Source organism: Rhodococcus sp. BP-316 (assembly GCF_019836105.1).
Lineage (GTDB): Bacteria > Actinomycetota > Actinomycetes > Mycobacteriales > Mycobacteriaceae > Rhodococcoides.
Genome location: NZ_JABUEE010000003.1, coordinates 141,379 through 165,260, shown reverse-complemented (window position 1 = coordinate 165,260; position 23,882 = coordinate 141,379). Strand labels below are relative to the sequence as shown.

Annotated in this window: 21 protein-coding genes; 8 read left to right on the top strand and 13 right to left on the bottom strand. The window is 69.2% G+C overall.

Translation table 11 applies throughout. The features are described 5' to 3' along the window. Positions 1-9: 9 nt before the first annotated feature. Together xseA and HQ312_RS06995 are read right to left on the bottom strand one after the other, a co-directional pair. Positions 10-1,251: an exodeoxyribonuclease VII large subunit gene (gene xseA / locus HQ312_RS07000; protein WP_056447374.1), complete on the bottom strand. Its 1,242-nt coding sequence runs from the start codon at positions 1,249-1,251 to the stop codon at positions 10-12. Positions 1,252-1,264: 13 nt separating this feature from the next. Then, complete coding sequence (locus tag HQ312_RS06995; protein ID WP_222638191.1) at positions 1,265-1,888, bottom strand: lipid droplet-associated protein; 624 nt, start codon at positions 1,886-1,888, stop codon at positions 1,265-1,267. 87 nt (positions 1,889-1,975) lie between these two features. Between HQ312_RS06995 and HQ312_RS06990 the strand changes: the two genes are divergently transcribed. Then, a complete protein-coding gene (locus HQ312_RS06990) occupies positions 1,976-3,022 on the top strand; it encodes a 4-hydroxy-3-methylbut-2-enyl diphosphate reductase (protein ID WP_222638190.1) in 1,047 nt (348 codons plus the stop codon). A 19-nt stretch (positions 3,023-3,041) separates the two neighbouring features. On the opposite strand, the gene HQ312_RS06985 is transcribed toward HQ312_RS06990, so the two are convergent. Continuing rightward, complete coding sequence (locus HQ312_RS06985) at positions 3,042-3,890, bottom strand: DUF6542 domain-containing protein (RefSeq protein WP_222638189.1); 849 nt, start codon at positions 3,888-3,890, stop codon at positions 3,042-3,044. 20 nt (positions 3,891-3,910) lie between these two features. After that, a complete protein-coding gene (locus HQ312_RS06980; protein WP_027503918.1) occupies positions 3,911-5,089 on the bottom strand; it encodes a DNA recombination protein RmuC in 1,179 nt (392 codons plus the stop codon). Positions 5,090-5,168: 79 nt separating this feature from the next. On the opposite strand from HQ312_RS06980, the gene HQ312_RS06975 reads away from it, so the two are divergent. Both HQ312_RS06975 and HQ312_RS06970 read left to right on the top strand, forming a co-directional pair. Beyond that, positions 5,169-6,353, top strand: a complete 1,185-nt coding sequence (locus HQ312_RS06975; protein WP_222638188.1) for an exonuclease SbcCD subunit D — start codon at positions 5,169-5,171, stop codon at positions 6,351-6,353. Further along, entirely contained in the window at positions 6,350-9,331 is a 2,982-nt protein-coding gene (locus HQ312_RS06970; protein ID WP_222638187.1) for an AAA family ATPase, read from the top strand. Before HQ312_RS06975 ends, HQ312_RS06970 begins: the two co-directional genes overlap by 4 nt. 4 nt (positions 9,332-9,335) lie before the next feature. Here the strand turns inward: HQ312_RS06970 and HQ312_RS06965 are convergent, their stop codons facing one another. From HQ312_RS06965 to HQ312_RS06950, 4 genes are all read right to left on the bottom strand, one after another. Next, positions 9,336-10,631: an AI-2E family transporter gene (locus HQ312_RS06965; protein WP_082544615.1), complete on the bottom strand. Its 1,296-nt coding sequence runs from the start codon at positions 10,629-10,631 to the stop codon at positions 9,336-9,338. Between the two features lie 98 nt (positions 10,632-10,729). Next, positions 10,730-11,641 (bottom strand): DNA-3-methyladenine glycosylase, encoded by a 912-nt coding sequence (locus HQ312_RS06960; RefSeq protein ID WP_056447382.1) that lies wholly within the window; start codon positions 11,639-11,641, stop codon positions 10,730-10,732. A 12-nt stretch (positions 11,642-11,653) separates the two neighbouring features. After that, on the bottom strand, positions 11,654-11,845 hold the full coding sequence (locus tag HQ312_RS06955) for a YbdD/YjiX family protein (protein WP_051612930.1): 192 nt from the start codon (positions 11,843-11,845) through the stop codon (positions 11,654-11,656). Between the two features lies 1 nt (position 11,846). Next, entirely contained in the window at positions 11,847-14,120 is a 2,274-nt protein-coding gene (locus HQ312_RS06950; RefSeq protein WP_222638186.1) for a carbon starvation CstA family protein, read from the bottom strand. 199 nt (positions 14,121-14,319) lie between these two features. Here HQ312_RS06950 and HQ312_RS06945 point away from each other — a divergent pair, with 199 nt between their 5' ends. Further along, entirely contained in the window at positions 14,320-14,751 is a 432-nt protein-coding gene (locus HQ312_RS06945) for a CD225/dispanin family protein (RefSeq protein WP_285188397.1), read from the top strand. Between the two features lie 37 nt (positions 14,752-14,788). Continuing rightward, positions 14,789-15,868 (top strand): redox-regulated ATPase YchF, encoded by a 1,080-nt coding sequence (gene ychF, locus HQ312_RS06940; RefSeq protein ID WP_056447386.1) that lies wholly within the window; start codon positions 14,789-14,791, stop codon positions 15,866-15,868. Positions 15,869-15,875: 7 nt separating this feature from the next. Here the strand turns inward: ychF and HQ312_RS06935 are convergent, their stop codons facing one another. Beyond that, positions 15,876-16,895, bottom strand: a complete 1,020-nt coding sequence (locus HQ312_RS06935) for an LLM class flavin-dependent oxidoreductase (protein ID WP_222638185.1) — start codon at positions 16,893-16,895, stop codon at positions 15,876-15,878. Positions 16,896-16,966: 71 nt separating this feature from the next. On the opposite strand from HQ312_RS06935, the gene HQ312_RS06930 reads away from it, so the two are divergent. Then, positions 16,967-17,401, top strand: coding sequence for a VOC family protein (locus HQ312_RS06930; protein ID WP_222638184.1), 435 nt, complete (start codon positions 16,967-16,969; stop codon positions 17,399-17,401). 7 nt (positions 17,402-17,408) lie between these two features. Here HQ312_RS06930 and HQ312_RS06925 read toward each other — a convergent pair whose 3' ends face one another. Beyond that, positions 17,409-18,911, bottom strand: a complete 1,503-nt coding sequence (locus tag HQ312_RS06925) for a DUF222 domain-containing protein (protein WP_222638183.1) — start codon at positions 18,909-18,911, stop codon at positions 17,409-17,411. A gap of 60 nt (positions 18,912-18,971) precedes the next feature. On the opposite strand from HQ312_RS06925, the gene HQ312_RS06920 reads away from it, so the two are divergent. Then, the gene (locus HQ312_RS06920; RefSeq protein ID WP_222638182.1) at positions 18,972-19,325 is read left to right on the top strand and encodes a VOC family protein; all 354 of its coding nucleotides are present in this window, start codon (positions 18,972-18,974) and stop codon (positions 19,323-19,325) included. Positions 19,326-19,507: 182 nt separating this feature from the next. Here HQ312_RS06920 and HQ312_RS06915 read toward each other — a convergent pair whose 3' ends face one another. Both HQ312_RS06915 and HQ312_RS06910 read right to left on the bottom strand, forming a co-directional pair. Next, positions 19,508-20,473: an SDR family NAD(P)-dependent oxidoreductase gene (locus HQ312_RS06915; RefSeq protein WP_285188402.1), complete on the bottom strand. Its 966-nt coding sequence runs from the start codon at positions 20,471-20,473 to the stop codon at positions 19,508-19,510. An 8-nt stretch (positions 20,474-20,481) separates the two neighbouring features. Further along, on the bottom strand, positions 20,482-20,676 hold the full coding sequence (locus HQ312_RS06910) for an antitoxin (RefSeq protein ID WP_037183861.1): 195 nt from the start codon (positions 20,674-20,676) through the stop codon (positions 20,482-20,484). Between the two features lie 73 nt (positions 20,677-20,749). Between HQ312_RS06910 and HQ312_RS06905 the strand changes: the two genes are divergently transcribed. Then, positions 20,750-22,660: an alpha-amylase family protein gene (locus HQ312_RS06905; protein WP_222638180.1), complete on the top strand. Its 1,911-nt coding sequence runs from the start codon at positions 20,750-20,752 to the stop codon at positions 22,658-22,660. Here HQ312_RS06905 and HQ312_RS06900 read toward each other — a convergent pair. Next, a complete protein-coding gene (locus HQ312_RS06900) occupies positions 22,657-23,823 on the bottom strand; it encodes a lipase family protein (RefSeq protein WP_222638335.1) in 1,167 nt (388 codons plus the stop codon). The genes HQ312_RS06905 and HQ312_RS06900 overlap by 4 nt on opposite strands. Between the last annotated feature and the right edge of the window lie 59 nt (positions 23,824-23,882).

Here is a 23,882-nt window from a genome sequence, read left to right as displayed (position 1 = left end):
GCGGACGAGTCAGGTGGCGGAACTGCGACCCATCGTGACGGCCGTGACCACGCCGTCCGCGACGCGGACCCGGAGCTGCGTACCCGGCGCGGCGTCGTCGACCGACCGGAGCACCTCGGGGTCGGATCCGGGGACCATGCGCTGCACCACCGAGTAGCCCCTCGCCAAAGTCGCCGCCGGTCCGAGCGTGGTCAGACGCGCGCGCATGTGCTCCACCGTCGTCGCCTCTCGCGACACCGCGCGCTCCACGTCACGGCGGACGACGCGGCGCATCTCGGCGATCTCCTCCTCGCGGCGGGCGACCGCGGAGAGGGGATCGGCCAGCACGGGCCGGTGCCGCAGGGCGTCGAGTGCGCGCGCCTCGCGCTGCACCCAACTGCGGAGCGCTGCGGCGCTGCGGCTCCGCAGCTCGGCGACCAGTTCCCGTTCGGCCACGGCGTCGGGCACGACGAGCTTGGCGGCATCGGTGGGGGTGGCCGCACGAAGATCCGCCACGTGATCGCTGAGTGGACTGTCCGGTTCGTGTCCGATGGCGCTCACTATGGGCGTCGTCGCACGGGAGATCGCGCGGCAGAGCGCCTCGTCGGAGAACGGCAGCAGATCCTCGACACTGCCGCCGCCACGGGCGAGTATCACCACGTCGACCGTGGGGTCCTCGTCCAGCTCGGCCAGCGCGCGCAGGATGCCGGGCACCGCCGACGGGCCCTGCACGGGAGTGTTGCGTACCTCGAAGCGCACCGCCGGCCACCGCCGTTCCGCGACGCTGAGCACGTCGCGTTCGGCAGCACTGGCGCGTGCGGTGACGAGCCCGACGACGCGGGGCAGGAAGGGGAGCGGCCGCTTGAGTCGCGGATCGAAGAGTCCCTCGGCCGCGAGAAGACCGCGCAGGCGCTCGATGCGGGCGAGCAGCTCGCCGACTCCCACCGCTCGAATCTCCGTGGCGCGCAACGACAGTGTGCCGCGACCGGTGAAGAAACTGAGCTTGCCGTAGAGGATGACGCGAGCGCCCTCGGTCAACGGCACGGGAGAGTTCTGGATGAGCATCGGTGAGCACGTCACCGACAGCGACATGTCGGCGGACGGGTCGCGGAGCGTCAGGAACGCCGTGCGCGTTCCCGCACGCACCGAGATCTGCGTGATCTGGCCCTCGACCCACACGCTGCCGAGGCGATCGATCCACCCGGCGACCTTCGTCGCGACCGTGCGGACGGGGAGCGGGTTCTCGGCGGTGCTGGTGGCGGCCGTGGTCATCGTGGTCCGAGAATCACTTCGCTCGGGCGGTGGTGATGCGGTTCTCGAGCATGGTCCGGTACGGCGCGCGATCCGCGGCCGACGTCTCGTACTCGAGAAGTGACGTGAGGTCCTCGACCGACAGCGACCGCAGACGGGCACGCAACTGAGCCAGCGTCAGGGCGTCGTAGTCGAGGTACTCCACGATCTCGGGAGTCGCGGTCGGCGCGGTCGCGAGAGCCGGGGCCGGAACGGGTTCGGTCGTCTCGATCTCCGACGGCGGGGTCGAGTACAGGGCGAACCGCCCTGCGGGCGCACCGGGCTCCGGCACGTCGATCTCTCCGGCCGGGTCACCGACCGGCTCGGGCTCGGTGGACAGCGGCACCTGCGTGTACCGCGCGGGTGCGACGTCCGCGTCGTCGTCGAAGGTCGCCCACTCCGCGGTCTCGACCGGGCGGGAGCCGATCAGGGAGAACACCTGGTCGCCCTTGATGGCCAGCTCGGTGACGGTCTGTTGCAGACGCATCGCGGTCTGGAGGACCTCGCTCACGGCGGTCATCGGCAGGGAGATGGCGGTGGTGGGGAGACGCCGAGCCTCCTCGACGACGGTCACGGCGATTCCGAGCGCGACGCGGGCGGCGAAGGGTGGACGGATCATGTCTCACAGAGTGCCCCACGTCGCGCATTTTTCCCAGTCGACGTGCGCGGGAAGCGACGCCCACCCGACTACCCGTATCCTCGTGGTATGTCTTCGGCTCTTCCGGTGTCCTCGTCCTCCACCACCTCCTCCGCCATCCCGCTCGAGCTGGGTATCGCCCGGCCGGCGGTCACCGGTGAGGTCTACGACGGCCCGCTGCGCGTTCTGCTCGCCGAGCCGCGCGGGTACTGCGCCGGTGTGGACCGAGCGGTGGAGACGGTCGAGAAGGCGCTCGAGAAGCACGGCGCCCCGATCTACGTGCGCAAGGAGATCGTGCACAACCGCCACGTGGTGGATACGCTGTCCGATCAGGGCGTCATCTTCGTGGACGAGACCGACGAGGTGCCGGACGGGGCACTGCTCGTGTTCTCCGCGCACGGTGTCTCACCGGCGGTCCACGAGTCCGCGGCCGCCAAGAACCTGCGCACCATCGACGCGACGTGCCCACTGGTGACGAAGGTGCACCAGGAGGCCAAGCGGTTCGCTCGCGACGACTTCGACATCCTGCTCATCGGCCACGAGGGTCACGAGGAGGTCGAGGGCACCGCGGGCGAGGCCCCGGACCACGTGCAGGTCGTGGACGGGCCGGATTCCGTCGACGCCGTCACCGTCCGGGACGAGAACCGCGTCATCTGGTTGTCGCAGACCACGTTGAGTGTCGACGAGACCATGACGACTGTCGCGCGACTGCGGGAGAAGTTCCCCAACCTGCAGGATCCGCCCAGCGACGACATCTGCTACGCCACCCAGAACCGTCAGGTCGCCGTCAAGGCGATGGCGCCCGAATGCGATCTCGTGATCGTGGTCGGGTCGACGAACTCGTCGAACTCCGTCCGTCTGGTCGAGGTCGCGCTCGCCGCGGGCGCGCGCGCGAGCTACCTGGTCGACTACGCCAAGGACATCGATCTCGCCTGGCTCGAGGGCGTCCGCACGGTGGGCATCACGTCCGGCGCATCCGTGCCGGAGGTGCTGGTGCGTGGAGTGCTGGACCTGCTCGAGACACATGGCTTCGGCGACGTGAAGTCGGTGACGACGGCCAACGAGACGCTGGTCTTCGCGCTTCCTCGCGAGCTGCGGACCACCAGCCGGGTCTGAGCCGACCGCGGCCGGGAGATCAGTCCCGGTCGCGGTAGCGCACCCGTGGTGCGGGGTACGGCGACAGATTCTCCGCACCGGTGCGCCGGGGTTCGTACGGCGTGGGTTCGTACGGCGTGGGTTCGTACCGGGGGCGAGTTTCCCGTGGGCGACCGTTGTCGGAAGCCGTGACCTGGCCCTCGTAGGCGCGCGGGGCGGGCCGAGCAGCGCGTGACTCCTCGCGCGGTTGCGGTGCGGCGGGCCGTGCACGCCGGGTGCGGTCGTGTCGAGCGTCGGGTGCGTCCGTCCGCGGTTCCTGGCGGGTCCTGCGGCGTTCCTCCGCCCGTCCCGCCGTCTCGCGAGTGGCGGGACGTTCGGAGCGCGACCGTCGGGGTGCGGCGTCACGCGCTGCCGCGGCCGGTCGCGCTGCGCGCGCCGGCTTCCGGACCGGAGTGGGGCGACGATCGAGCGCGAGCCGGGCGCCACCGACGCCGAGGACCAACAGCGTGGTCAGCGCCATGAGCGGGAAGCGATCGACGAGCGGCACGGCGACGGTCAGGACGATGTCCTTGATCGAGGTGCCCGCTCCGTCGGTGAGGATCTGGTACGCGATGGGGACGCCGAGGAACATGATGAGCGGCGGCTGCACCATGGCGGTGAAGAGTCCACGATGGCGGACCGCGACGACGGCGATGAGTGCACCGAGCACGTACAGGACGGCGAACGTCGATCCCAGCTCGTCGCCACGCATGGCATCGACGAGAAAGCCCAGGACGGCTGCGCCCACTGCCACCGCGACGGCGCCCCATGCGGGGATTCCGGGTACCGACGGCACAGCGGAGCGCTGGTCGAGAGGCACTCCCGAGCGTGCGCGTTGGGGGGAAGACACACAGCGAGGTTAGCGTTGATTCAACGACTTGCGTCGTCGGCATGCCCGCGACACGTCGACGAGGTGCCCTCCATCGCAGTCGCGGTCATGGTTCGTGGCCGCTGGTCCACACTCGTGACCTGCGGCGGTTCGCCGTCGAAGAGGGACATCTCGTGGAGCTTGCGTGCTGTGACGAAGACCCGGGCGTCCAACGATCCCGCCGCTGCGTTGAACGAGTCCACGGCCTTGCCCAGCTGTGATCCCAAGCGATCGACGTGGGCTCCGACCGTGCCGAGGCGCTCGTACAGCTCACGGCCCAGCACACGCACGCGAGCGGCGTCCTCGGCCAGTGCGTCCTGTTTCCACGTGTAGGCGACGGTCCGCAGCAGGGCGATGAGAGTGGTCGGGGTGGCGAGCACCACGTTGCGGGAGAAGGCGTGTTCGAGCAGGCCGCGGTCGCGCGTCAGCGCAGCGTCGAGGAACGGATCGCCCGGAACGAAGAGGACGACGAATTCCGGCGACGGGTCGAACGCGTGCCAGTACTTCTTGTCGGCGAGCTGGTCGACGTGTGTGCGCAGGTGCTTGGCGTGGCGTTCGAGATGCCGATCGATGGTCTCGGGATCCTGCTCGGCGCTCGCGTCGAGGAAGGCGACCAGCGGAACCTTGGCGTCGACGACGATGCGCTTGCCGCCGGCGAGCTTGACCACCAGATCGGGGCGCACGCCGGGTGCGGCGACCTGGGTGTCGAAGTCGCAGTGGCGCGTCATGCCGGCCAGCTCCACGACCCGCTCGAGCTGGATCTCGCCCCACCGGCCACGAATCTGTGGTGCCCGCAGCGCGGTGACGAGCTGGTCCGTCTGCGACGCCAACTGCCGCGAGGCGCGGTGCATCCCGGCGACCTGCTCGGTCAGTCCCGCGTATGCGTGAACACGGTCGCGCTCGACGAGCCGTACGTGTTCCTCGAGTGCGTCGACCGCCTCCCGCAGCGGGTCGACCAGGTGGGAGACCTGTTGACCGATGGCGCCGGAGTGGCGCCGCGCGGAGTCCTCGTTGAGCAGCGACAACGACCGCCGCAGCGTCTCCTCGTTGTCCGCGGAAACCGCGAGCCGCTCACCCGCACGGGCGAGTTCGACGTCGCCGCGTGCGGCCCGCAACCACCAGCCCAACCCCAGGCCGACGAGAAGGGTGACGAGAGTGGTCACGGCAGTGAGGGCGGTCATGAGGCTCACTATGAACCGGGGTACCGACACACCCTCGGCCCGAGCGTCTTTGTCGTAGGTCTCCGTTAGCGTCGGCGACATGAGAATCCTGCACACCTCGGACTGGCACATCGGGCGCACCTTTCACGGTGTCGACCTGCTGGCCGATCAGCGTCGTGCTCTGGAGGCTCTCGCCACCGTCGTCCGAGAACAGAGTGTGGACGTCGTCGTGGTCCCCGGGGACATCTACGACCGTGCGGTGCCCAATGCGGACGCGGTCCGGCTGTGCAACAAGGCATTCGAGGCCATCCGCGACGCGGGGGCCGTCATCGTCGCCACGTCGGGCAATCACGACTCGCCCGCTCGGCTCGGTGCCGGGTCGGCGTTCTCCGCTGCCGGCGGTCTGCATCTGTTCACCACCGTCGACGCCGTCGACCGACCGGTCGTGCTGGCGGACGAGTACGGTGACGTGGCGTTCTACGGCATTCCGTACCTCGAGCCGGACGCCACCCGCGCCGAGCTCGGGGTACCCGGCGCTCGTTCGCACGCCGCGGTGCTGCAGGCGGCGATGGGCCGCATCGCGGCCGATCTGGCGACGCGGCACTCGTCGGTCCGCTCGGTGGTGCTGGCCCATGCCTTCGTGATCGGCGGCGAGGGTACGGGTTCCGAGCGTTCGATCTCCGTCGGTGGCGTCGAGACCGTGCCGGCTTCGATCTTCGGCGGTATCGACTACGTCGCGCTGGGCCACCTGCACTCTCCGCAGACCATCGACGACCACATCCGGTACTCGGGATCGCCGCTGCCGTACTCGTTCGGCGAGCGTTCGCATCGCAAGGCTGCGTGGCTCGTCGACATCGACGGCTCGGGTGGCCGCGTCGTCACGCGCGTCGATCTGCCGGTGGTGCGGGGCCTGTCCGTCCTGGAGGGAACGCTCGAGGAGCTCTGCACGGAGAACCGGTTCGATTCCGCGACAGAGCATTACGTCTCCGCTGTGCTCACCGATGCGGTGCGGCCCGTCGACGCGATGCGCCGTCTGCAGGAGCGTTTCCCGCACGCGGTGCACCTCGAGTGGAAGCGCCCGGCCGGTGTCGATTCCGGGAGCTACCGCGAGAAGGTGCAGGGTAGGTCGGACCGTGAGGTGCTCAGCAGCTTCCTCGCGGACGTGCGCAGCGCGCCCTCGTCGTCCGAGGTCGAGCTGCTCGATCGTGCGGTCGAGAACGTCACGGGTCAACGGGATTCGACGTCCGCATCGCCTGTCGAGCACGAGTGGGTGCGCTCGGCGTGAGACTGCATGCGTTGTCGGTCACCGCGTTCGGGCCGTTCGGCGGCACGGTCGACGTCGACTTCGACGATCTCGGGGCCGACGGCCTCTTCCTCCTGCACGGCCCCACCGGAGCGGGAAAGACGTCCGTTCTCGACGCCATCGCCTTCGCTCTCTACGGCGTTCTCCCCGGCTCGCGCCGAGAGAGTCGACGCCTGTTGTCGGATCACGCTGCGCCGGGTGTGGTTCCGCGCGTCGAACTCGACGCGACGTTGGGTGGCCGCCGCCTCACCATCGTCCGGCAGCCGGAGTTCCTGCGCCCCAAGCGGCGCGGGGTGGGAACCACGAAACAGAACGCCAAGGCGACGCTGACGTGGCACGACGGCCGGGGCGAGAACCTGACGCGCATCGACGAGATCGCGCTCGAGGTCGAGCGCCTGCTCGGTATGCGGGTGGACCAGTTCTTCCAGGTCGTCCTGTTGCCGCAGGGGGACTTCGCGCGGTTCCTGCGGGCGCGCAACGAAGAACGGGGTGCGCTGCTCGAGCAGTTGTTCGACACCGATCGGTTCCGCGACATCGAGACGTGGTTCCAGGATCAGCGTCGCGCCAGCGCGGAGCGTCTCGCCGGGCGATCGGAGTCCGTCGACAGACTGGCTGCCCAGGTGGCCACCGCCGCCGCCGTGGACCTCTTCACGGGCACCGACGTGGTGGAGTGGGGGACCGATCTTCTGGGCGGTGCCCGAGAGCTGGCCCGTGGGCGCACAGAGCATCTGCGGACAGCGCGCGCCGAACACGCCGCGTCTCGTGAGACCGCTCGGATCGCGCACCGCCGCCGGGAGGCACGCGAGCGGGGGGCCGCGGCAGCAGCGCGACTCACGGTGCTGGCGGACGGCGACGCCGAGCGCGCGCAGCAGATCGCTGAGCTGGACCGTGCGCGTCGGGCGCTGCCGGTGCGCGATCGCGCCGTCACCCTCGACCAGCACCGTCAGCGCGCGGCCGCCGCCGCCGCGACGATGCGGCGCCGGGAGCGGGCGGCTGCCGAGACCGAGGCCGCCGTGCTGGTCGGGACGTTGTCGTGGCCGCCCCGTCCTGCCGATGCGGAGGTGCTCGATGCCGCGGTGCACCGGTGGAGCGGCGAGTGCGCGGTGCTGGACAGTGTCGCCGGCGACGAGTCCGATCGAAGGACGGCGGTGGCCGATCGGGAACGCGCCGTCGCCCGGGTGCGCGGTCTGGAGACGGACCTGCGGGCGGTACGGGTACGTCTCGACGCGGTGCCCGAGGAGCGCGCGGCACTGGACGCCGAGCATCGAGTAGCCGTCGCGGCTCGTGCCGGTCTCGCCGGCCTGGAGGCGCGGCATCACGGTGCCGAGGACGCGGCACGCGCACACGTCGAGTGGGCTCGCGAGTCCGAGCGCCTCGCGGCGGCCGTGACGACGGCCGAGCGTGCCCGGACCCGCTACGACGATCTGCGCACGGAATGGTTGGACCTGCGGGAACGCCGTCTCGAGGGGATGTCCGCGGAGCTCGCGGCGGGACTCGAGGACGGCGCCCCGTGCGGAGTCTGCGGCGCGACGGAACATCCGGCGCCCGCATCTCCGACCGCGGGGCGGGTGTCCCGGGACGACGAGAACCGCGCGGGACAGCGGGTCGGTGCAGCCGAGGCGGAACGCACCACGGCGGACGCCGCGGTGCAGCGCTGCCGACAGCGTGTGGACGAGCTCGCGACCCGGTGCGCGGATCGCACCGCAGCGGAACTCGCGGCCGAACTGGACGCGGCCACGACGGCACTGGCGGAGGCGCGGCGTGCCGCGGATCGTCTCGCGGCGATCGACACCTCGCTGGCGGCGCTGGACGAGGAGACCGCAGGTCTGCGGGTGCGGGCCGATGCGATCACGACCGAACTGGGCGTCACTCGCGGGCGTACGGAGGCGCTGGAGACTCGGATCGCGGAGGCCACCGCGCGCATCACGGCCGCCGTGGGGACGACGTCCACCGTGGCGGAACGGCGTGCCGCACTCGACGCGGCCATCGCAGCCGCGGTGGCGTGGCGCGACGCTCGCCGCGACGCCGACTCGGCCGATCAGGCGGTGATGCGGCTCGAGACCGACCTGGTGGAGTGCGCGCGCGAGCACGGATTCACCGAGGTCACCGACGCTCTGGCGGCGGTCCGTGACAGGGCCCGGTGCGCGGTGCTGGAGAACGCCGTTCTCGACGCCGAGAAGCAGCGCTCCGCGGCTGCGGCCGTGCTCGCGGAGCCGGACGTGGCGGAGGCGATGGTGGGGGAGACCGTCGACACCGCTGCCGTCGATGCGGAGGAGATCCGACTGCGGGGGTTGCTGGACGAGGCCATCGCCTCGGCCGGAGACGCCGACAGTCGGCTACGCATGCTCGAGGACCTCGTCGCCCAACTGTGGGCCGCTGCGGACCGTCTGGGACCTGCCCACCTCGAGCACGCGGAACTCGAGCAGCTGGCGGAGGTGGTGGCCGGCAAGGGCGCCAACGCGCGCCGGATGTCGCTGCGGTCCTACGTGCTGGCCGCGAGGCTCGAGGACGTCGCCACTGCGGCATCCGTGCGCTTCCGGTTGATGTCGCAGGGCCGGTTCGAGTTCGTGCACTCCGACGACGTGGGCCCCCGAGGCACCCGCGGCGGGCTGGGTCTCGACGTACGCGACGACTACACCGGGGTGGTCCGGTCGGCGGGCACCCTGTCGGGCGGCGAGGCGTTCTGCGCGTCGCTCGCGCTCGCGTTGGGTCTCGCCGACGTCGTCGCGGCCGAGGCGGGCGGCATCACCCTGGACACGATGTTCATCGACGAGGGGTTCGGAAGCCTCGACTCGGGATCACTGGACGCCGTCATGGGAGTCCTCGACGAACTCCGGTCCGGTGGGCGCACGGTGGGCATCGTCAGTCACGTCGACGAGATCCGTGACCGGGTCCCCTCACGCCTCGAGGTGATCCGCGAACGTCACGGATCCACGGTACGAGTGCACGCGGGAGTGTGACCGCTCAGTCGTCCTTCTTCTCGTCGTCCTCGTGCGTGTCGACGTCGATCGGAGTCGGTGCCACGTCGTCGGACTGGTCCGAGGGCGCCGGCGCGTATCGGGTCTTCTCGTCGTGGACGACGACGGGCGCGTCGTCACCGGGTGTGCCGAGATCGTCGTGGATGCGTTCGGCGATGTCGTTCGCGCCGGGATCCTCGTCGGACCGAAGTTCGATCTGCTCGTTGATGTAGCGCAGCAGCACCGCGGTGGCCGCAGCGACCGGGACCGCGAGGAACGCCCCGATGATGCCGAAGATGGAACCGCCGGCGGTGACGGCCAGCAGCACGATCGCGGCATGCAGGTTCATCGACTTGCTCTGCAGGATCGGCTGCAGGACATTGCCTTCGATCTGCTGCACGGCCAGGATGATCGCCAGGACGATGACCGCGGTGGTGAACCCGTTGGCCACCAGCGCGACCAGGACGGCGAGGGCACCGGCGACGAAGGCACCCACGATGGGGATGAAGCCACCGAGGAAGGTGAGCGTCATCAGCACCGGGGTCAGCGGCACGCCGAGGATCACCAGGCCGATGCCGATGAAGATCGCGTCGATCGCGCTGACGATGGCCTGGGTACGGATGAAGCCACCCAGGGTGTCCCACACCCGTCGGAGTACCTCGGCGAGATGACCACCGGCCTTGCGTCCGGCCAGTCCGTGCAGCCAGGGGAGGAAGCGCGGGCCGTCCTTGATGAAGAAGAAGCTCAGGACGAGCACCAGACCGAGCGTGACCAGGATCGACCCGGCGGTGGCGACGCCGGCGAAGACGCCCGAGGCGATCGCCGTGCCGCTGTCCTGCAGCTGCGTGACGATGGCTTCGACGGCGCTGTCGATCTGCTCGTCGTCCAGATTGATGGGCGGGCCCTCGAGCCACTCCTGGACCTGCGAGACGCCGAGGGTGGCACTGTCCGCGAGATCGGGAGCCTGGCTGATGACGGAGGGGACGATGAACGCGACCACACCGGCGAGAACCGCGAGGAAGCCGAGGAGTGTGGTCAGTGCGGCGAGCGCGGGCGGGAAGCCGATGCGGCGCAGCAGCCTGGTGGGCGGCCAGAGCACCGTCGCGACCACCAGTGCCAGCAGAACCGGGAGCATGATCACCCACAGCTGGCCGACCAGCCAGCCGGCGATCCACAGCGCTGCCGAGACGACGAGGAGCACGGCGGACCACTTGGCCAGCCAGAGTCCGCCGGCGCCGAACAGGTCGCTGCGATCACGGCCCGACGCGGAACCTGCGGAAGTGGTGGGCGCGTTCTCGCTCACGTGTGTCCTCTCGTCTGACGATGATGCGGCGAACGCAGAGTCGAACGCGCTGTGACTGTACCCGGGAAGCCGATTCCACACGCATGGCGACGGAGGGACTACCCGATGGTGAGCCCGCGGGCGAGAAGGGCAGTACGCCACAGGTGCATGGAGGCGTAGGACCGCCACGGTGACCAGTGGGCGGTGTCCGACAGATCGATGTCGAGGAGGGCCGCGCCCTGCCGGACCACCAGGTCGGTGTCGAGCAGCACGTCGGGGTCGCCCAGCAACCGCATCGACACGTAGCGGGCGGTCCACGGGCCGACACCGCGCAGTGCCAGCAGTGCACGCTCCTGGGTGGCCGCGTCGCCGTCGTGGCGCACGTCCACGGCGCCCGATGCCAGAGCGTCGGCCGTCGACGCGATCGCGGCGACCCGCCGCGCCGGACCGGTGAGGATCTCGGTGCCGCGTGTGGCCACGGCCTCGGGAGTGGGGAACAGGCGAGTGATGCCGTGGTCGGCTTCGCCCTCGTCGTCGCCCACCGGATCCCCGAGGGCCGCGACGAGCCGGGCGGTGTGCGTGGCCGCGGCACCGAGCGAGATCTGCTGACCGATCATCGTGCGAAGAAGCACCTCCGCGGCATCGAACGCCCCGGGAACGCGGATCCCCGGGGCCGCGGCCACCGACGCGGCGAGCGCAGGATCTGCCGCGAGCGCAGCGTCGACGGGAGCCGCGTCGACGTCCAGGGCCAGTACCCGCCGCACTCGGGACAGCGCGGTGGGGACGTCCGACTCGTCCCGGGCTCGCGTCTCCACCCGGACGACTCCCGCGCCGCCGTCACCCGGGACGAACCGGCACGTGACGACGGCGGGGCCGTGATCGAGGCGCAGAGCCCGGCGGTAGACGCCGTCCGTGAAGGTCTCCATGCCCGGAACCGCGTGACCCGCCAGGAACCACCGCATCCACCCCGTGTCGTACGGAGCGGAGTACGGCAGCTCGGAGGTGTCGAGGGTCCAGCGCGGCGACGTCACCCCGTCATGATCTCAGCAGCAGCGTGCGCCCGGATTCGCGTCCGCCTCCGCATGACGTGCCTTCCAGTACTCGCGCTCGGACGGCACCGGATGCCCGGGATGGACCCGGTTCCGGTGCTCGACGAAACGCTCGTAGTCGTGATCACCCATGACGGAGGTGATCCACCACGTCGCGGCGCGAACGGACTTCAGGACGGCGTTCATGTCAGTGGCCCGTTCCCGGCCGACGGACCGTGCCGTCGGCGATGAGGACGTCCCACTCCGCCTGCACCGACTTCTCCGCCTCGGTGGGGAGGAAACCGCTGGGCGCGAACAGCTTCGACGGTACGTCCTCCTCCTCGCTGCTGGGCAGTCCACCGGCGCGGATCGCCTTGAAGCAGACGGCGAATCCGGCGAGCGCGACGATGAGGACGAGCACCGCGAAGACGATGGACAGCGTGCCCTGGATGAAGGTGTTGCGGATGACGGCGTCGATGGCCTCCGGTGTGGCGGCGGACCGGAACTCGGTGAGGCCCTGCGACTTCGCTTCCTTGAAGTCGCTGTGCTGCGCCCAGTAGCCGATGGCCGGAACGTCGGAGAAGATCTTCTGGTACGACGCCGTCATGGTGACCACGAGGTCGAAGGCCAGCGGCAGCGCGGGGATCCAGGCCCACTTCAGCAGACCCTTCTTCACCACGACGGTCAGGACGACCGTGAGCGCGATGGCGGCCAGCAACTGGTTCGCGATGCCGAACAGCGGGAAGAGCGTGTTGATGCCGCCCAGCGGATCGGTGACACCCATGAGCAGGATGGCGCCCCAGGCCGCGACGACGATGACCGAGCAGATCCAGGCACCGACGCGCCACGACGGATCGCGGAACTTCTTCGCGCCGCCACCGAGATTGCCGAGCGAGTCCGACAGCATGAAGCGCGCGACACGCGTGCCTGCGTCGACGGTGGTGAGAATGAACAGCGCCTCGAACATGATCGCGAAGTGATACCAGAACGACTTCAGGCTCTCGCCGCCGAAGACCTGGTGCAGCACCTCGGACATGCCGAACGCGAGCGTGGGGGCGCCGCCGGTGCGCGAGATGATCGACTCCTCACCGACGTCCGTCGCGGCCTGCGACAGCTCGGCCGCGCTGACGTCCCCGCCTGACAGTCCGAGCCCGTTGACGTACGCCGCGGCGGTCTCGGGTGTTCCGCCGGTGAGTGCGGTCGGTGCGTTGAGCGCGAAGTAGATGTGCTGATCGAGGATGCAGGCGGTGACCAGAGCCATGATGGCGACGAAGGACTCGGTGAGCATGCCGCCGTAGCCGATCATCCGCATCTGCTTCTCCTTCTCGAGAAGCTTCGGCGTGGTGCCCGAGGAGATCAGAGCGTGGAAACCGGAGAGCGCGCCGCAGGCGATGGTGATGAAGAGGAACGGGAAGAGCGATCCGGAGAACGCGGGGCCGTTGCCCTCGCTGGCGAACGACGTCATGTCCGGCATCTGCAGGACGGGTCGAGCGATGAGGATGCCGACGGCGAGCAGCACGATGGTGCCGATCTTCATGAACGTCGACAGGTAGTCACGCGGGGCGAGCAGCAGCCACACGGGGAGGATCGACGCGGCGAGACCGTAGGCGATGAGCAACCACGCGACGGTGACCTTGGACAGCGTGAACCAGTCGGCGCCCCACTCGGTCTCGGCGACCCAGCCGCCGGAGATGATGGCGAGCAGCAGCAGGACGACGCCGATAAGCGAGACCTCGGAGACCTTGCCCGGGCGCAGGTACCGCAGGTAGACACCCATGAAGAGGGCGATGGGGATGGTCAGTGCGATGGAGAAGACGCCCCACGGGCTCTCCGCGAGTGCGTTCACGACGACGAGTGCGAGCACCGCGATGATGATGATCATGATGACGAAGACGCCGATGAGGGCGGCGATACCGCCGACCACGCCGAGCTCCTCGCGGGCCATCTGACCGAGACTGCGGCCACGACGGCGGGTCGAGATCCAGAGCACCAGGAAGTCCTGGACCGCGCCGGCGAAGACGACGCCGATGATGATCCACATCGTGCCGGGCAGATATCCCATCTGCGCGGCGAGGACGGGACCGACGAGGGGACCGGCGCCCGCGATCGCGGCGAAGTGGTGGCCGAACAGCACCCGACGGTCCGTCGGCATGTAGTCCTTGCCGTTCTCCAGGATCTCGGCGGGTGTGGCCCGATCGTCCCGCGGATGGACGATGCGGTTCTCGATGAGGCGTGCGTAGAACCGGAACGCGAAGATGTAGGTGCAGACCGCCGCGACGACGAACCACACCGCGTTGACCTGCTCGCCGCGGATCACGGCGATGACGGTCCAGGCGACGGCGCCCAGCAGACCGATGATGACGAAGACGATGCGTTTGGGCACCGTCATCGGTGAGCGGTCGACGACGCCCACGGGGGGAAGGTCGTCGTCGGTCTTGAGGAACTCGACGTGCGAGTTCCCCCTGTCGGACACGGCAGTCATCTGCGGGCTCCTGGCATGCGGTGGAGGGGCGGCGATCATCGTGTGATCGCAGTCACTGTAAGCAGACCGACCGACATTTCGTGCGGTTGTGAGCCTGGCGTGTGCGGATCGTTGCGCCGAGCGGTCCGGGACCGTCGCCGAACGTCACGACATGACAACGAGACCCCACTCGCGCGCCACGACTGCCTACGATGCTCGTGTGTCAGACCACCCCGAGTACCCGCAGCAGCCGTACACCGGTTCGTCGTACGAGCCCGACCTGACGAAGGGGCCGACGGACACCGGAGCGTTCCCGACCAGCGGAGCCTTCCCGCAGCAGCAGCCCCCCAGTTATCCCCAGCAGCAGTACGGCCCGCCGCCGCTGCCGCCGACCAACGCCGGCTGGGCCGCCGCCGCGCTGATCTTCTTCTGGCCGCTGGCGTTCTCGGCGTTCAACCACTCGAGCTCGGTGTTCCCGCGGTGGTCGCTGGGCGACTATCAGGGTGCGCACTACGCGTCGGAACGCACGAAGCAGCTGGGCAAGTACTCGCTCTACATCTTCGTGGGGCTCTTCGCGCTGTTCATCCTCTTCTACGTGCTGCTCATCGCCTTCGCGATCTCGGCGGGATCGGGCACCGACTACACGTACTGACAGGGCGGTCGGGGGCGGCACGTAGACTCTCCTCCCTGTGAGCCTCACCCTCGGAATCGTCGGACTGCCCAACGTCGGCAAGTCCACCCTCTTCAACGCGCTGACCAACAACGACGTGCTGGCGGCGAACTATCCGTTCGCCACCATCGAGCCGAACGAGGGCGTCGTACCGTTGCCGGATCCGCGGCTGAACGAGCTGGCCAAGATCTTCGGTTCCGAGAAGATCCTTCCGGCGCCTGTCACGTTCGTCGACATCGCCGGCATCGTGAAGGGCGCGTCCGAGGGCGCCGGCCTGGGCAACAAGTTCCTCGCGAACATTCGTGAGGCCGACGCCATCTGCCAGGTCGTGCGCGTGTTCGCCGACGACGACGTGGTGCACGTCGACGGCAAGGTCGATCCGGCCGCCGACATCGAGGTCATCGAGACCGAGCTGATCATCGCGGACATGCAGACCCTCGAGAAGGCGATCCCGCGTCTCGAGAAGGAAGTTCGCACGCAGAAGGATCGCGCGCCGATGGTCGCCGCGGCCAAGGAAGCGCAGACGATTCTCGACAGCGGCACGACGCTGTACTCGGTGAAGGACACGTTCGACGCGTCGTCACTGCGTGAGCTCAATCTGCTCACCACCAAGCCGTTCCTCTACGTCTTCAACGCAGACGAGTCGGTGCTCACCGACGACGCGAAGGTTGCCGAGTTGAAGGCCGCTGTCGCTCCCGCCGACGCCGTCTTCCTCGACGCCAAGATCGAGTCGGAGCTCGTCGAACTCGACGACGAGTCGGCGATGGAACTGCTCGAGAGCATCGGCCAGTCGGAGCCCGGCCTGCACGCTCTGGCGCGCGCCGGCTTCCACACCCTCGGACTGCAGACCTACCTCACGGCGGGGCCGAAGGAGTCCCGCGCGTGGACCATTCACCAGGGCGACACCGCACCGCAGGCAGCGGGCGTCATCCACACCGACTTCGAGAAGGGCTTCATCAAGGCCGAGGTCGTGTCGTACGACGACCTCGTCGCCGCCGGATCCATGGCCGCCGCCAAGTCGGCCGGCAAGGTCCGCATCGAGGGCAAGGAATACGTCATGGCCGACGGCGACGTGGTGGAGTTCCGCTTCAACGTGTGATTGCGGCTCAGCGCCAGCCCAGCTCAGGTGCCACGTGCGTCAGCACCGACTCGATGAGGTGTGCGCAGTACTCGACGCCGAGCTGGTTGGGCACGGTCAGGAGCAGTGTGTCGGCCGCGGCGACGGCTTCGTCCTTCGCCAGCTCCGCGATGAGCTTGTCTGGTGAGCCGGCGTAGGTCTTGCCGAAACGAGCGATGCCGCCGTCGATGTAGCCGACCTGATCGCCGCTGCCGCCCTCGCGGCCGAAATACGCACGATCCACGTCGTCGACGATCGGGAAGATGCTGCGGCTCACGGACACTCGCGGTTCGAATGAGTGGCCGACGTCGGACCACGTCTTGCGGAAGCGCTCGATCTGTTCGGCCTGCAGTTCGTGGAACGGCACGCCGGTGTCCTCGCTGAGCAGAGTCGAGCTCATGAGGTTCATGCCCTGCTGCGCCGTCCACTCGGCGGTCGCACGAGTACCTGCACCCCACCAGATGCGCTCACGCAACCCGTCGGAGTGCGGCTCGAGGCGCAACAGGCCGGGCGGGTTGGGAAACATGGGGGAGGGGTTCGGCTCCGCGAAGCCCTTGCCCTCCAACAGGTCCAGGAAGATGCGCGTGTGCTCACGGGCCATGTCTCCGCTGTCGGTGCCCTCGGCCGGGGCGTAGCCGAAGTAGCGGAAGCCGTCGATGACCTGCTCGGGCGATCCCCGGCTCACACCGAGCTGCAGCCGCCCGCCGGAGATCAGGTCGGCGGACCCGGCGTCCTCGGCCATGTAGAACGGGTTCTCGTAGCGCATGTCGATGACGCCGGTGCCGATCTCGATGCGATTGGTCTTGGCACCGACGGCCGCGAGCAGAGGGAACGGCGACGCGAGCTGGTTCGCGAAGTGGTGAACGCGGAAGTACGCGCCGTCTGCACCGAGTTCCTCGGCGGCGACCGCGAGGTCGATCGACTGCAACAGCACGTCCGATGCGGAGCGCGTCTGCGAGTGCGGCGACGGTGACCAGTGCCCGAACGACAGGAACCCGATGTTCTTCATGCACCGGAGAACGCTGACGGCGCCCGAATATTTCCCTTCCGACGGCCGCCACTGTCGCCTAGCGTGGATCCATGGCTCAGGTGAGACAGGTGCAGGTCACCTTCGATTGCGCGGACCCCGAGCGAGTCGCCCGATTCTGGTGCGAGGTTCTCGGATACGTGGTGCCGCCGGCGCCCGCGGGCTTCGCCGACTGGGCGGAGTTCGACCGTTCGCTCCCCGCCGAGAGACAGGGGTCGGCCTTCGCATGCGTGGACCCGAACGGGGTGGGTCCACGCCTGTACTTCCAACGCGTACCCGAGGCGAAGACCGTCAAGAACCGCGTCCACCTCGACGTCCGTGTGGGCGTCGGCATGGTCGGTGACGAGCGCCTCGGGGCTCTGGAAGCGGAATGCGCACGCCTCGTCGACCTCGGAGCCACGCGAGTGCGGCTCCTGCCCGCGGGCGACGGAGAAGAGTCCTGCATGGTGATGCAGGACGTCGAGGGCAACGAGTTCTGCCTGGACTGACGTCCTGTCAGAACGGTGGTGGGTCGTCGTTGTCGGCGAACTCTCGTCTGCGTCGGTTTCGGGAGCGTTCGGACCGCCGCCGGGCATGCTTGTCTGCCAGGCGGGTTCTTCGCCTGGTCGGTGATGTGCGCGGGGGATCCGGTGGGTCCTGCGCCGGCTGCTCGAAGGTGATGTCGGCGAGTCCGGGGTGCAGGTCGTACCCGTTGTGCGCCGGGCCCGGAATCACGCGTCCCTCGGGTGTGGCAATGGTGGAGACGACGCGTCCGGTGTCCTCGTCGAGGTACTGGTCGTCGACGAAGTCGCCGAACGTCTTCAGATTGTGGTGAAAGCGGCACTTGGCGCCGAGGTTGACGTCGGTCGTCTGTCCACCGGCCGCGGGATCGTCGTGGTCGTACTCGGTGATGTGGTCGAGGTCGCCGGTCCAGACGGCGTTGCTGCAGCCGGGCCAGGTGCAGTACTGATCGCGGATGCGCACGAACGTGTCGAGGGCACTGGACGGGCGGTAGGGATCCGCGGGTTGCGAGGCGGGGTTCGAAGTGGCGACGGGTCGGAGGACGGCGTCGGGGCGCGCAGCGAGGTCGGCGACGTGGTCGGCGGAGATGACGCCGTGGCCCGCGAGGAAACCCGGGTTGCCCTGCTGCGCGGAGGCGGTGTCCCCGTTCACGGTGGCGGCGTCGGCGACGACGTGCACGATGACGGTGGTCAGGAGACCGTCCTCTCCGGTCCAACCGGGGGCACTGCAGTCGTCGTCGTCGCACTGGCATTCGTAGGGGGTGCGCGTGGCGAGGGCGAAGAGGGCGTCACTGCGCCGGGCGCCGGCACTGCGCGGGTCTTTCGGGCAGACGCGTCCGGCGAGGTCGTCGACAGCAGCGGCGACGAGGACGGCGTTCTCGGCGGGCATGGTGGCGCACTGATACGCCATGCCGTCGGGTGCGGGGTCGATCCAGAACCCGCGGTCGTCCTTCGCGCGAGTACGACGCTCGCGGACGGCGTCGGGGTCGTGGCGATAGACGATGCGGTCGACCATGTCGCGCATCCGGCCGGCGGACCAGGAGCCGCGTCGCCGTAGTGCCGCCGCGATCTCGGCATCGACCAGGTGGGCATGGTCGGTGCCGTCGACGAGGTCGGTGCGGGCGATGATGGTGTGGATGTACTTCGGGGTCACGAGGCCGTCGCGGAGGCAGGCTGCAACATCGGGCAGACGATCTCGCAGGGCCACGGCACGGGTGAGTATGCCCTCGCCTGCGCTCTGGGTGATCGACAGGACTGCGGCGATGCGGGCGGCGCAGTGAGTGGTGGCGTCGAAGCGGCGGCGGTCGGCGGTGTCCAGTGGTGCGACCAGTCGGGTGTGCAGTTCCGCCGCGGCCCGGTAGCGGGTCCATTCGAGGTACGCGGCGCCGGCGGTGGCGTGGGTGAGTGCGCCGAGGACGCCGTCGACCGTGACATCGGCGAGGTGTCCGGGTAGGCCCATGGCCTCCGGATCGCGCGTCGCCCACCCCTGTTCGAACATGTGTGCGAAAGTAGCAGCGGGCACCGACACGAACAGGCCGGGAGGGGCAGAATGCGCACCATGCGAGTCGAGCGCATCACCACCAACCTGCCGGTCGAGGACATCGCCGAGGCGAAGTCGTTCTACACCGATTTCCTGGGACTCGCGGTCGAGGAGTTCGATCTCGGTTGGGTCGCCCGCTTCACGTCACCGGAGACCGGTGCGCACGTACAACTGGTGACGCGAGATGCGACGAGTCCGGTGGAGTCGGCGATGTCGGTTCACGTCGACGACGTCGATGCGGCGTACGAGGAGGCCGTCCGTCGCGGTCACGAGATCGTGCATCCGCTCACCACGGAGGAGTGGGGAGTCCGACGATTCCTCGTGCGCGCTCCTGACGGAAACGTCGTGAATGTCGTGATGCACCGAGCGTGACAGTGACTCGTCACCGACATCCGCCGTCCGAGGTGCACGCCTGCAACGACGCGTCTTGACTGTCGGGGACAGATGTTCCCTGCAGTGAGGACTACCGCCATGCTTTCGCTCTGGATCTGGAATCAACCGTGGGTCTGGTCCTCGATCGTGTCGAACCTGACCGATCTCCTCTGACGGAGACGTCAGCCGAGGTCGATACCCGTGGCCTCCACGACCGCGCCCCACAGTGCGTCCCGTGCCTCCGGCGAGTCCCGCCGCCAGGACGGGTAGTGCGTGGGGCGCGGTCGTCTGTCGTGCCAGAACATCCCCGTGGACGCGAGTGGCTGATCGGCGGCCGCGAGCCACACGATGGTGTCGGCTCCGTCGTCGGCGGTGCGCAGGATGGGTTTCATCACCGAGCCGAACATCGGAATGGAGTCCGTGACACCGGGTGTGGCCGCCCACCCCGGGTGCATGCTGTGCACGACGGGATCGTCGGGCCCGGTGAGGCGCTCCGCCAGTTGCTCGGTGATCACCACCTGCATGCGCTTGGTGCGGGCGTAGGCGGTGAGGCCCGAGTAGTCGCCGTGAGCGAACTCGACGTCGGTGGTCTGCAGCGGCACCGGATACATGCCGCCGCTGGAGACGAACACCACGCGGGACCCCGCGTCGAACAGCTCGCGTAGCCCGACCGTGAGCGCGACGGGCCCGAGCACGTGGGTCGCGAAGGCCATCTCGTGCTTCTGTGCCGTCTCGGTGCGCTCGGGCGGCATGACGCCGGCGCAGTGCACCACCGCGTGGATCGACGTCAGCTGAGCGGTCAGGGTGGTGACCAGCGCAGCCACGGCATCGAGGTCGCTCATGTCGCACTCGTGCGCGACGAGCTCGGCGCCGGGCACGGTGTGGCGGATCTCGGTCGCGGAGGCGTCGAGCCGCCGCGCCGAACGCCCGACCAGGTGCACCCGCGCACCGAGGACGGCCAGTTGTCGGGCGGCAGCTGCGCCGAGACCCGAGCTGCCGCCGGTGACGATCACGTCGATGGGGGCGGGGAACGGGGCCGGATCGGCCGCCCAGAATCGACGACGGACGGCCGACCCGATACGGGAGTAGCCGGGCACTACCGTCCGGTCGAGCGCCTCGTCCAGCACTCCTGTCAGAAAGTTCCCCACCGCGACCACTAGGCGGGAGGACCGTCGGTGCGGTCGCTGTTCTTCTCGCCGATGGCGTCCTTGGCCTTGTCCAGCGCGCCGTCGATCTGGGAGTCGTGCCCGGCGAACTTCTTCTTGGCCGCGTCGCCCGCTTTGTCCAGTGCCTGTTCGACCTTCTCCTCGTTCTGGTCGAGCTTGCGCTTGATCTCGCCGAAGTTCACCATCGGTCGTCCTCTCGTTGATCGTGTGAGCTGCAGTTCGAGGCTACCCACTGCCGGGCGTGGAAGAATCCCGACCATGCCGCGCACCGCCGTACCCGACGCGATCCACGACATCATCGGTGCGGCACTCGCCCCGCTCCCGCCGCACCGGCGCGACACCTTCACTCTCCGTGTCGAGCGCTGGTGGCCCGATCTCCACGAGGCCGTCACCGCCCTGTACGCGGAGCCCGATGCGGTGGCGCGCACCCTCGTCGAGCGCGCGGCATACGCGTTCGCGGACCGGCCCGACGAGCTGCACCGGCTCGACGAGCGGCGACTGCTGGAGCCGGACTGGTTCCAGCAGCCCACCATGTTCGGGTACGCCTGTTACGTCGACCGTTTCGGTGGCACTCTGTCCGGTCTGGCGGATCGGCTGGACCACCTGACGGATCTCGGTGTCACCTACCTGCACCTGATGCCGCTGCTCACGCCGCGTCCGGGCGACAACGACGGCGGGTACGCGGTCATGGACTACCGCACGGTGCGGAATGACCTGGGGACGGTCGACGATCTCCGCGCGCTCGCCGCCACCCTGCGCGAGCGCGGGATCAGTCCCGTGATCGACCTGGTCCTCAATCACGTTGCTCGCGAACACGAGTGGGCAGAACTGGCGCGTCAGGGCGACGCAGTCCACCGCGACTACTTCCACATCCATCCCGACAGGTCGACGCCCGACGCCTACGAGCGCACGCTGCCCGAGGTGTTCCCCGACTTCGCACCGGGGAACTTCACGTGGGACGACGGCGTCGACGGCTGGGTCTGGACGACCTTCAACGAGTGGCAGTGGGATCTGAACTGGGCCAATCCCGCGGTGCTGGTCGAGTTCGTCGACATCGTCGCCGCTCTCGCGAACCTGGGCATCGAGGTGGTCCGTCTCGACGCCATCGCCTTCCTGTGGAAGCGGCTGGGAACCAACTGTCAGAATCAGCCCGAGGTGCACGCGATCACGCAGATCCTGCGGGCGACGGCGCGCATGGCCTCGCCTGCGCTGTTGTTCAAGGCCGAGGCGATCGTCGGACCACGAGATCTGTTGCCCTACTTGGGAACCGGATCGCACACCGGTCGGGTGTCCGACATCGCTTACCACAACAGCCTCATGGTCCAGGTGTGGTCGATGCTGGCCTCGGGCAGCACCGAGCTGGCGCGCCACGCCCTGTCGACACTGCCACCGACTCCGCCGGGCGGGACGTGGGTGACGTACGTGCGGTGCCACGACGACATCGGATGGGCGATCGACGACGGCGACGCGGCCGCGATGGGTCTGTCCGGCGCCGGCCACCGACACTTCCTCGCCGACTGGTATTCCGGAGAGTTCCCGCAGTCGTGGGCGGAAGGTCTGGTGTTCCAACACAATCCGGACACCGGCGACCGTCGGATCAGCGGGACGGCGGCGGCGCTCTCGGGCCTCGGTGCGGAGCGACGGGATCCGGACGGCGCGTTCGCCCGGCTGTTCCTCGCCCACGCCCTCGTCGCGGTCTGGGGCGGGATCCCCGTGGTGTGGAGCGGGGACGAGATCGGCTCGCCGGGTGATCCCGACTGGGCGGCGGAACCCGGCCACGAGGACGACAACCGGTGGGTGCACCGACCGCGCGTGACCGACGCCGACAGGGCGCGACGCCACGAGCAGGGCTCCGACGCGCAGCGGGTGTTCGACGGCATCGCGCACATCGCCCGCGTGCGGTCGGATCTGCCCATGCTGCATGCCGAGGCGCCGGTCGACGTTCTGGGCGATCTGGACGACGGAGTGCTGGGTGTCCGCCGTCGGCACCCGAGCGGCACACTCGTCGCCCTGTTCAACGTGAGCGACACACACCGCCCGGTGGCGGTGTCCGTCCTCGGCCGCTCGGGAATCGTCGCTCCGCGGGAGGTGCTGACGGGCGTCGGGTCGGTCGACGACGACACCGTCTGGCTCCCGCCGTACGCCGCCTGGTGGGTGGTGGACGGCTAGCCGTCCCGGAACCTCGCGTCGATCCACCGCATCGCGAACGGCAGACCGGACAGCGCGCCCACGAAGTGGTCGCCGAACACGGGCCGGTACTCCACGTCCGCGCCGCGTCCGCGCCACGCGTCGACCAGGTTCAGGACGCCCTGCTCGGGGATCCACCGATCGGCGAACCTGGGCACCGCAGCACCGTGATAGAACGCCACGGGTACGACGGGCGCGTCCGCCCCCGGAGTGTTCGCCTCGATGACGGCGCGCGCGGTGGCGGACTCGAACACGCCCGGGTCCACGGACAGCCGTTCCAGTCGCAACCGCGCCAGCCCGGACAAGGCCAGCGGGACGACGGACAGGTCCTTGATCATCGACGCGAGAACGATGCCGGTGGGGCTGAACTGCTCGACCAGGGCTGGGTGTTCGCGAGCCATGCCGATGATCGCCGCCCCGAAGAGGCCGGCTCCGAGAGTGCCGTTCATGGTCCCGCGCAGCAAGCCGACGTCGACCGGTGATCCTCCGGCCACGGCGCCGCGCAGGACGAGCTCGGGCGCGTAGGAGGGGTGCAGTTGCGCGGCCCAGGCCGTCGCGATGGCACCGCCGCTGTAGCCGTAGAGGGCGGTCGGGCTCGTCGCGTAGGACGAGTCGAGCGCGACGAGTCCGCGGATGCTGTCGAGCACGGCGTGCCCTGCCATGGTCCCCTCGGCGTAGGCCATACGCGGTCCCTGATGGTCCGGAATCAGCACCGCGTACCCGCGCTGAAGCCAGAGCGGAACCACCGTGGGGAAGTCCTGGCCGACGCCGTGGACGATGCGATACGACGGTGTCGACCGGGTGCCGAGCGAGTCGATCGCGACGTTGTGCACGACCACGGGCCGGGGACCCGACCCGCGCCACGGCCTCCTCGGTTCCATCAGCGTGGCGGTGACGGGCACCGGACGACCGAGAGCGTCGGTGGAGCCGACCATGAACTGGCGCAGGCGGGTTCGTGGTCGCGGGAACCATCCCGTCGCATCGCGGTGGCGCACGAGGACACCCGGTGACAGGTCGTGATCAGGCGTGTCGAAGAAGGAGTCGTCGGCGATGGGGGTCGGCAGGATGGCGGCGTGCGGATCCGCCGCAATCTCTGGTGTGATCCGCCCCGCGATCAGTCGATTCATGCTGCGCGACAGCGCCATGGTTCCCCCCGTTCGGGTCACCGTACTGCCTCGGGCAGCGGGCGTGGCAAGAATCTCCT

Bases quoted from the DNA above. Each gene is read 5' to 3' on its own strand.
- xseA (WP_056447374.1), bottom strand. From the start codon at position 1,251: ATGACCACGGCCGCCACCAGCACCGCCGAGAACCCGCTCCCCGTCCGC.
- HQ312_RS06995 (WP_222638191.1), bottom strand. From the start codon at position 1,888: ATGATCCGTCCACCCTTCGCCGCCCGCGTCGCGCTCGGAATCGCCGTG.
- HQ312_RS06990 (WP_222638190.1), top strand. From the start codon at position 1,976: ATGTCTTCGGCTCTTCCGGTGTCCTCGTCCTCCACCACCTCCTCCGCC.
- HQ312_RS06980 (WP_027503918.1), bottom strand. From the start codon at position 5,089: ATGACCGCCCTCACTGCCGTGACCACTCTCGTCACCCTTCTCGTCGGC.
- HQ312_RS06975 (WP_222638188.1), top strand. From the start codon at position 5,169: ATGAGAATCCTGCACACCTCGGACTGGCACATCGGGCGCACCTTTCAC.
- HQ312_RS06955 (WP_051612930.1), bottom strand. From the start codon at position 11,845: ATGAACGCCGTCCTGAAGTCCGTTCGCGCCGCGACGTGGTGGATCACC.
- HQ312_RS06950 (WP_222638186.1), bottom strand. From the start codon at position 14,120: ATGACTGCCGTGTCCGACAGGGGGAACTCGCACGTCGAGTTCCTCAAG.
- HQ312_RS06935 (WP_222638185.1), bottom strand. From the start codon at position 16,895: ATGAAGAACATCGGGTTCCTGTCGTTCGGGCACTGGTCACCGTCGCCG.
- HQ312_RS06930 (WP_222638184.1), top strand. From the start codon at position 16,967: ATGGCTCAGGTGAGACAGGTGCAGGTCACCTTCGATTGCGCGGACCCC.
- HQ312_RS06925 (WP_222638183.1), bottom strand. From the start codon at position 18,911: ATGTTCGAACAGGGGTGGGCGACGCGCGATCCGGAGGCCATGGGCCTA.
- HQ312_RS06920 (WP_222638182.1), top strand. From the start codon at position 18,972: ATGCGAGTCGAGCGCATCACCACCAACCTGCCGGTCGAGGACATCGCC.
- HQ312_RS06910 (WP_037183861.1), bottom strand. From the start codon at position 20,676: ATGGTGAACTTCGGCGAGATCAAGCGCAAGCTCGACCAGAACGAGGAG.
- HQ312_RS06905 (WP_222638180.1), top strand. From the start codon at position 20,750: ATGCCGCGCACCGCCGTACCCGACGCGATCCACGACATCATCGGTGCG.
- HQ312_RS06900 (WP_222638335.1), bottom strand. From the start codon at position 23,823: ATGGCGCTGTCGCGCAGCATGAATCGACTGATCGCGGGGCGGATCACA.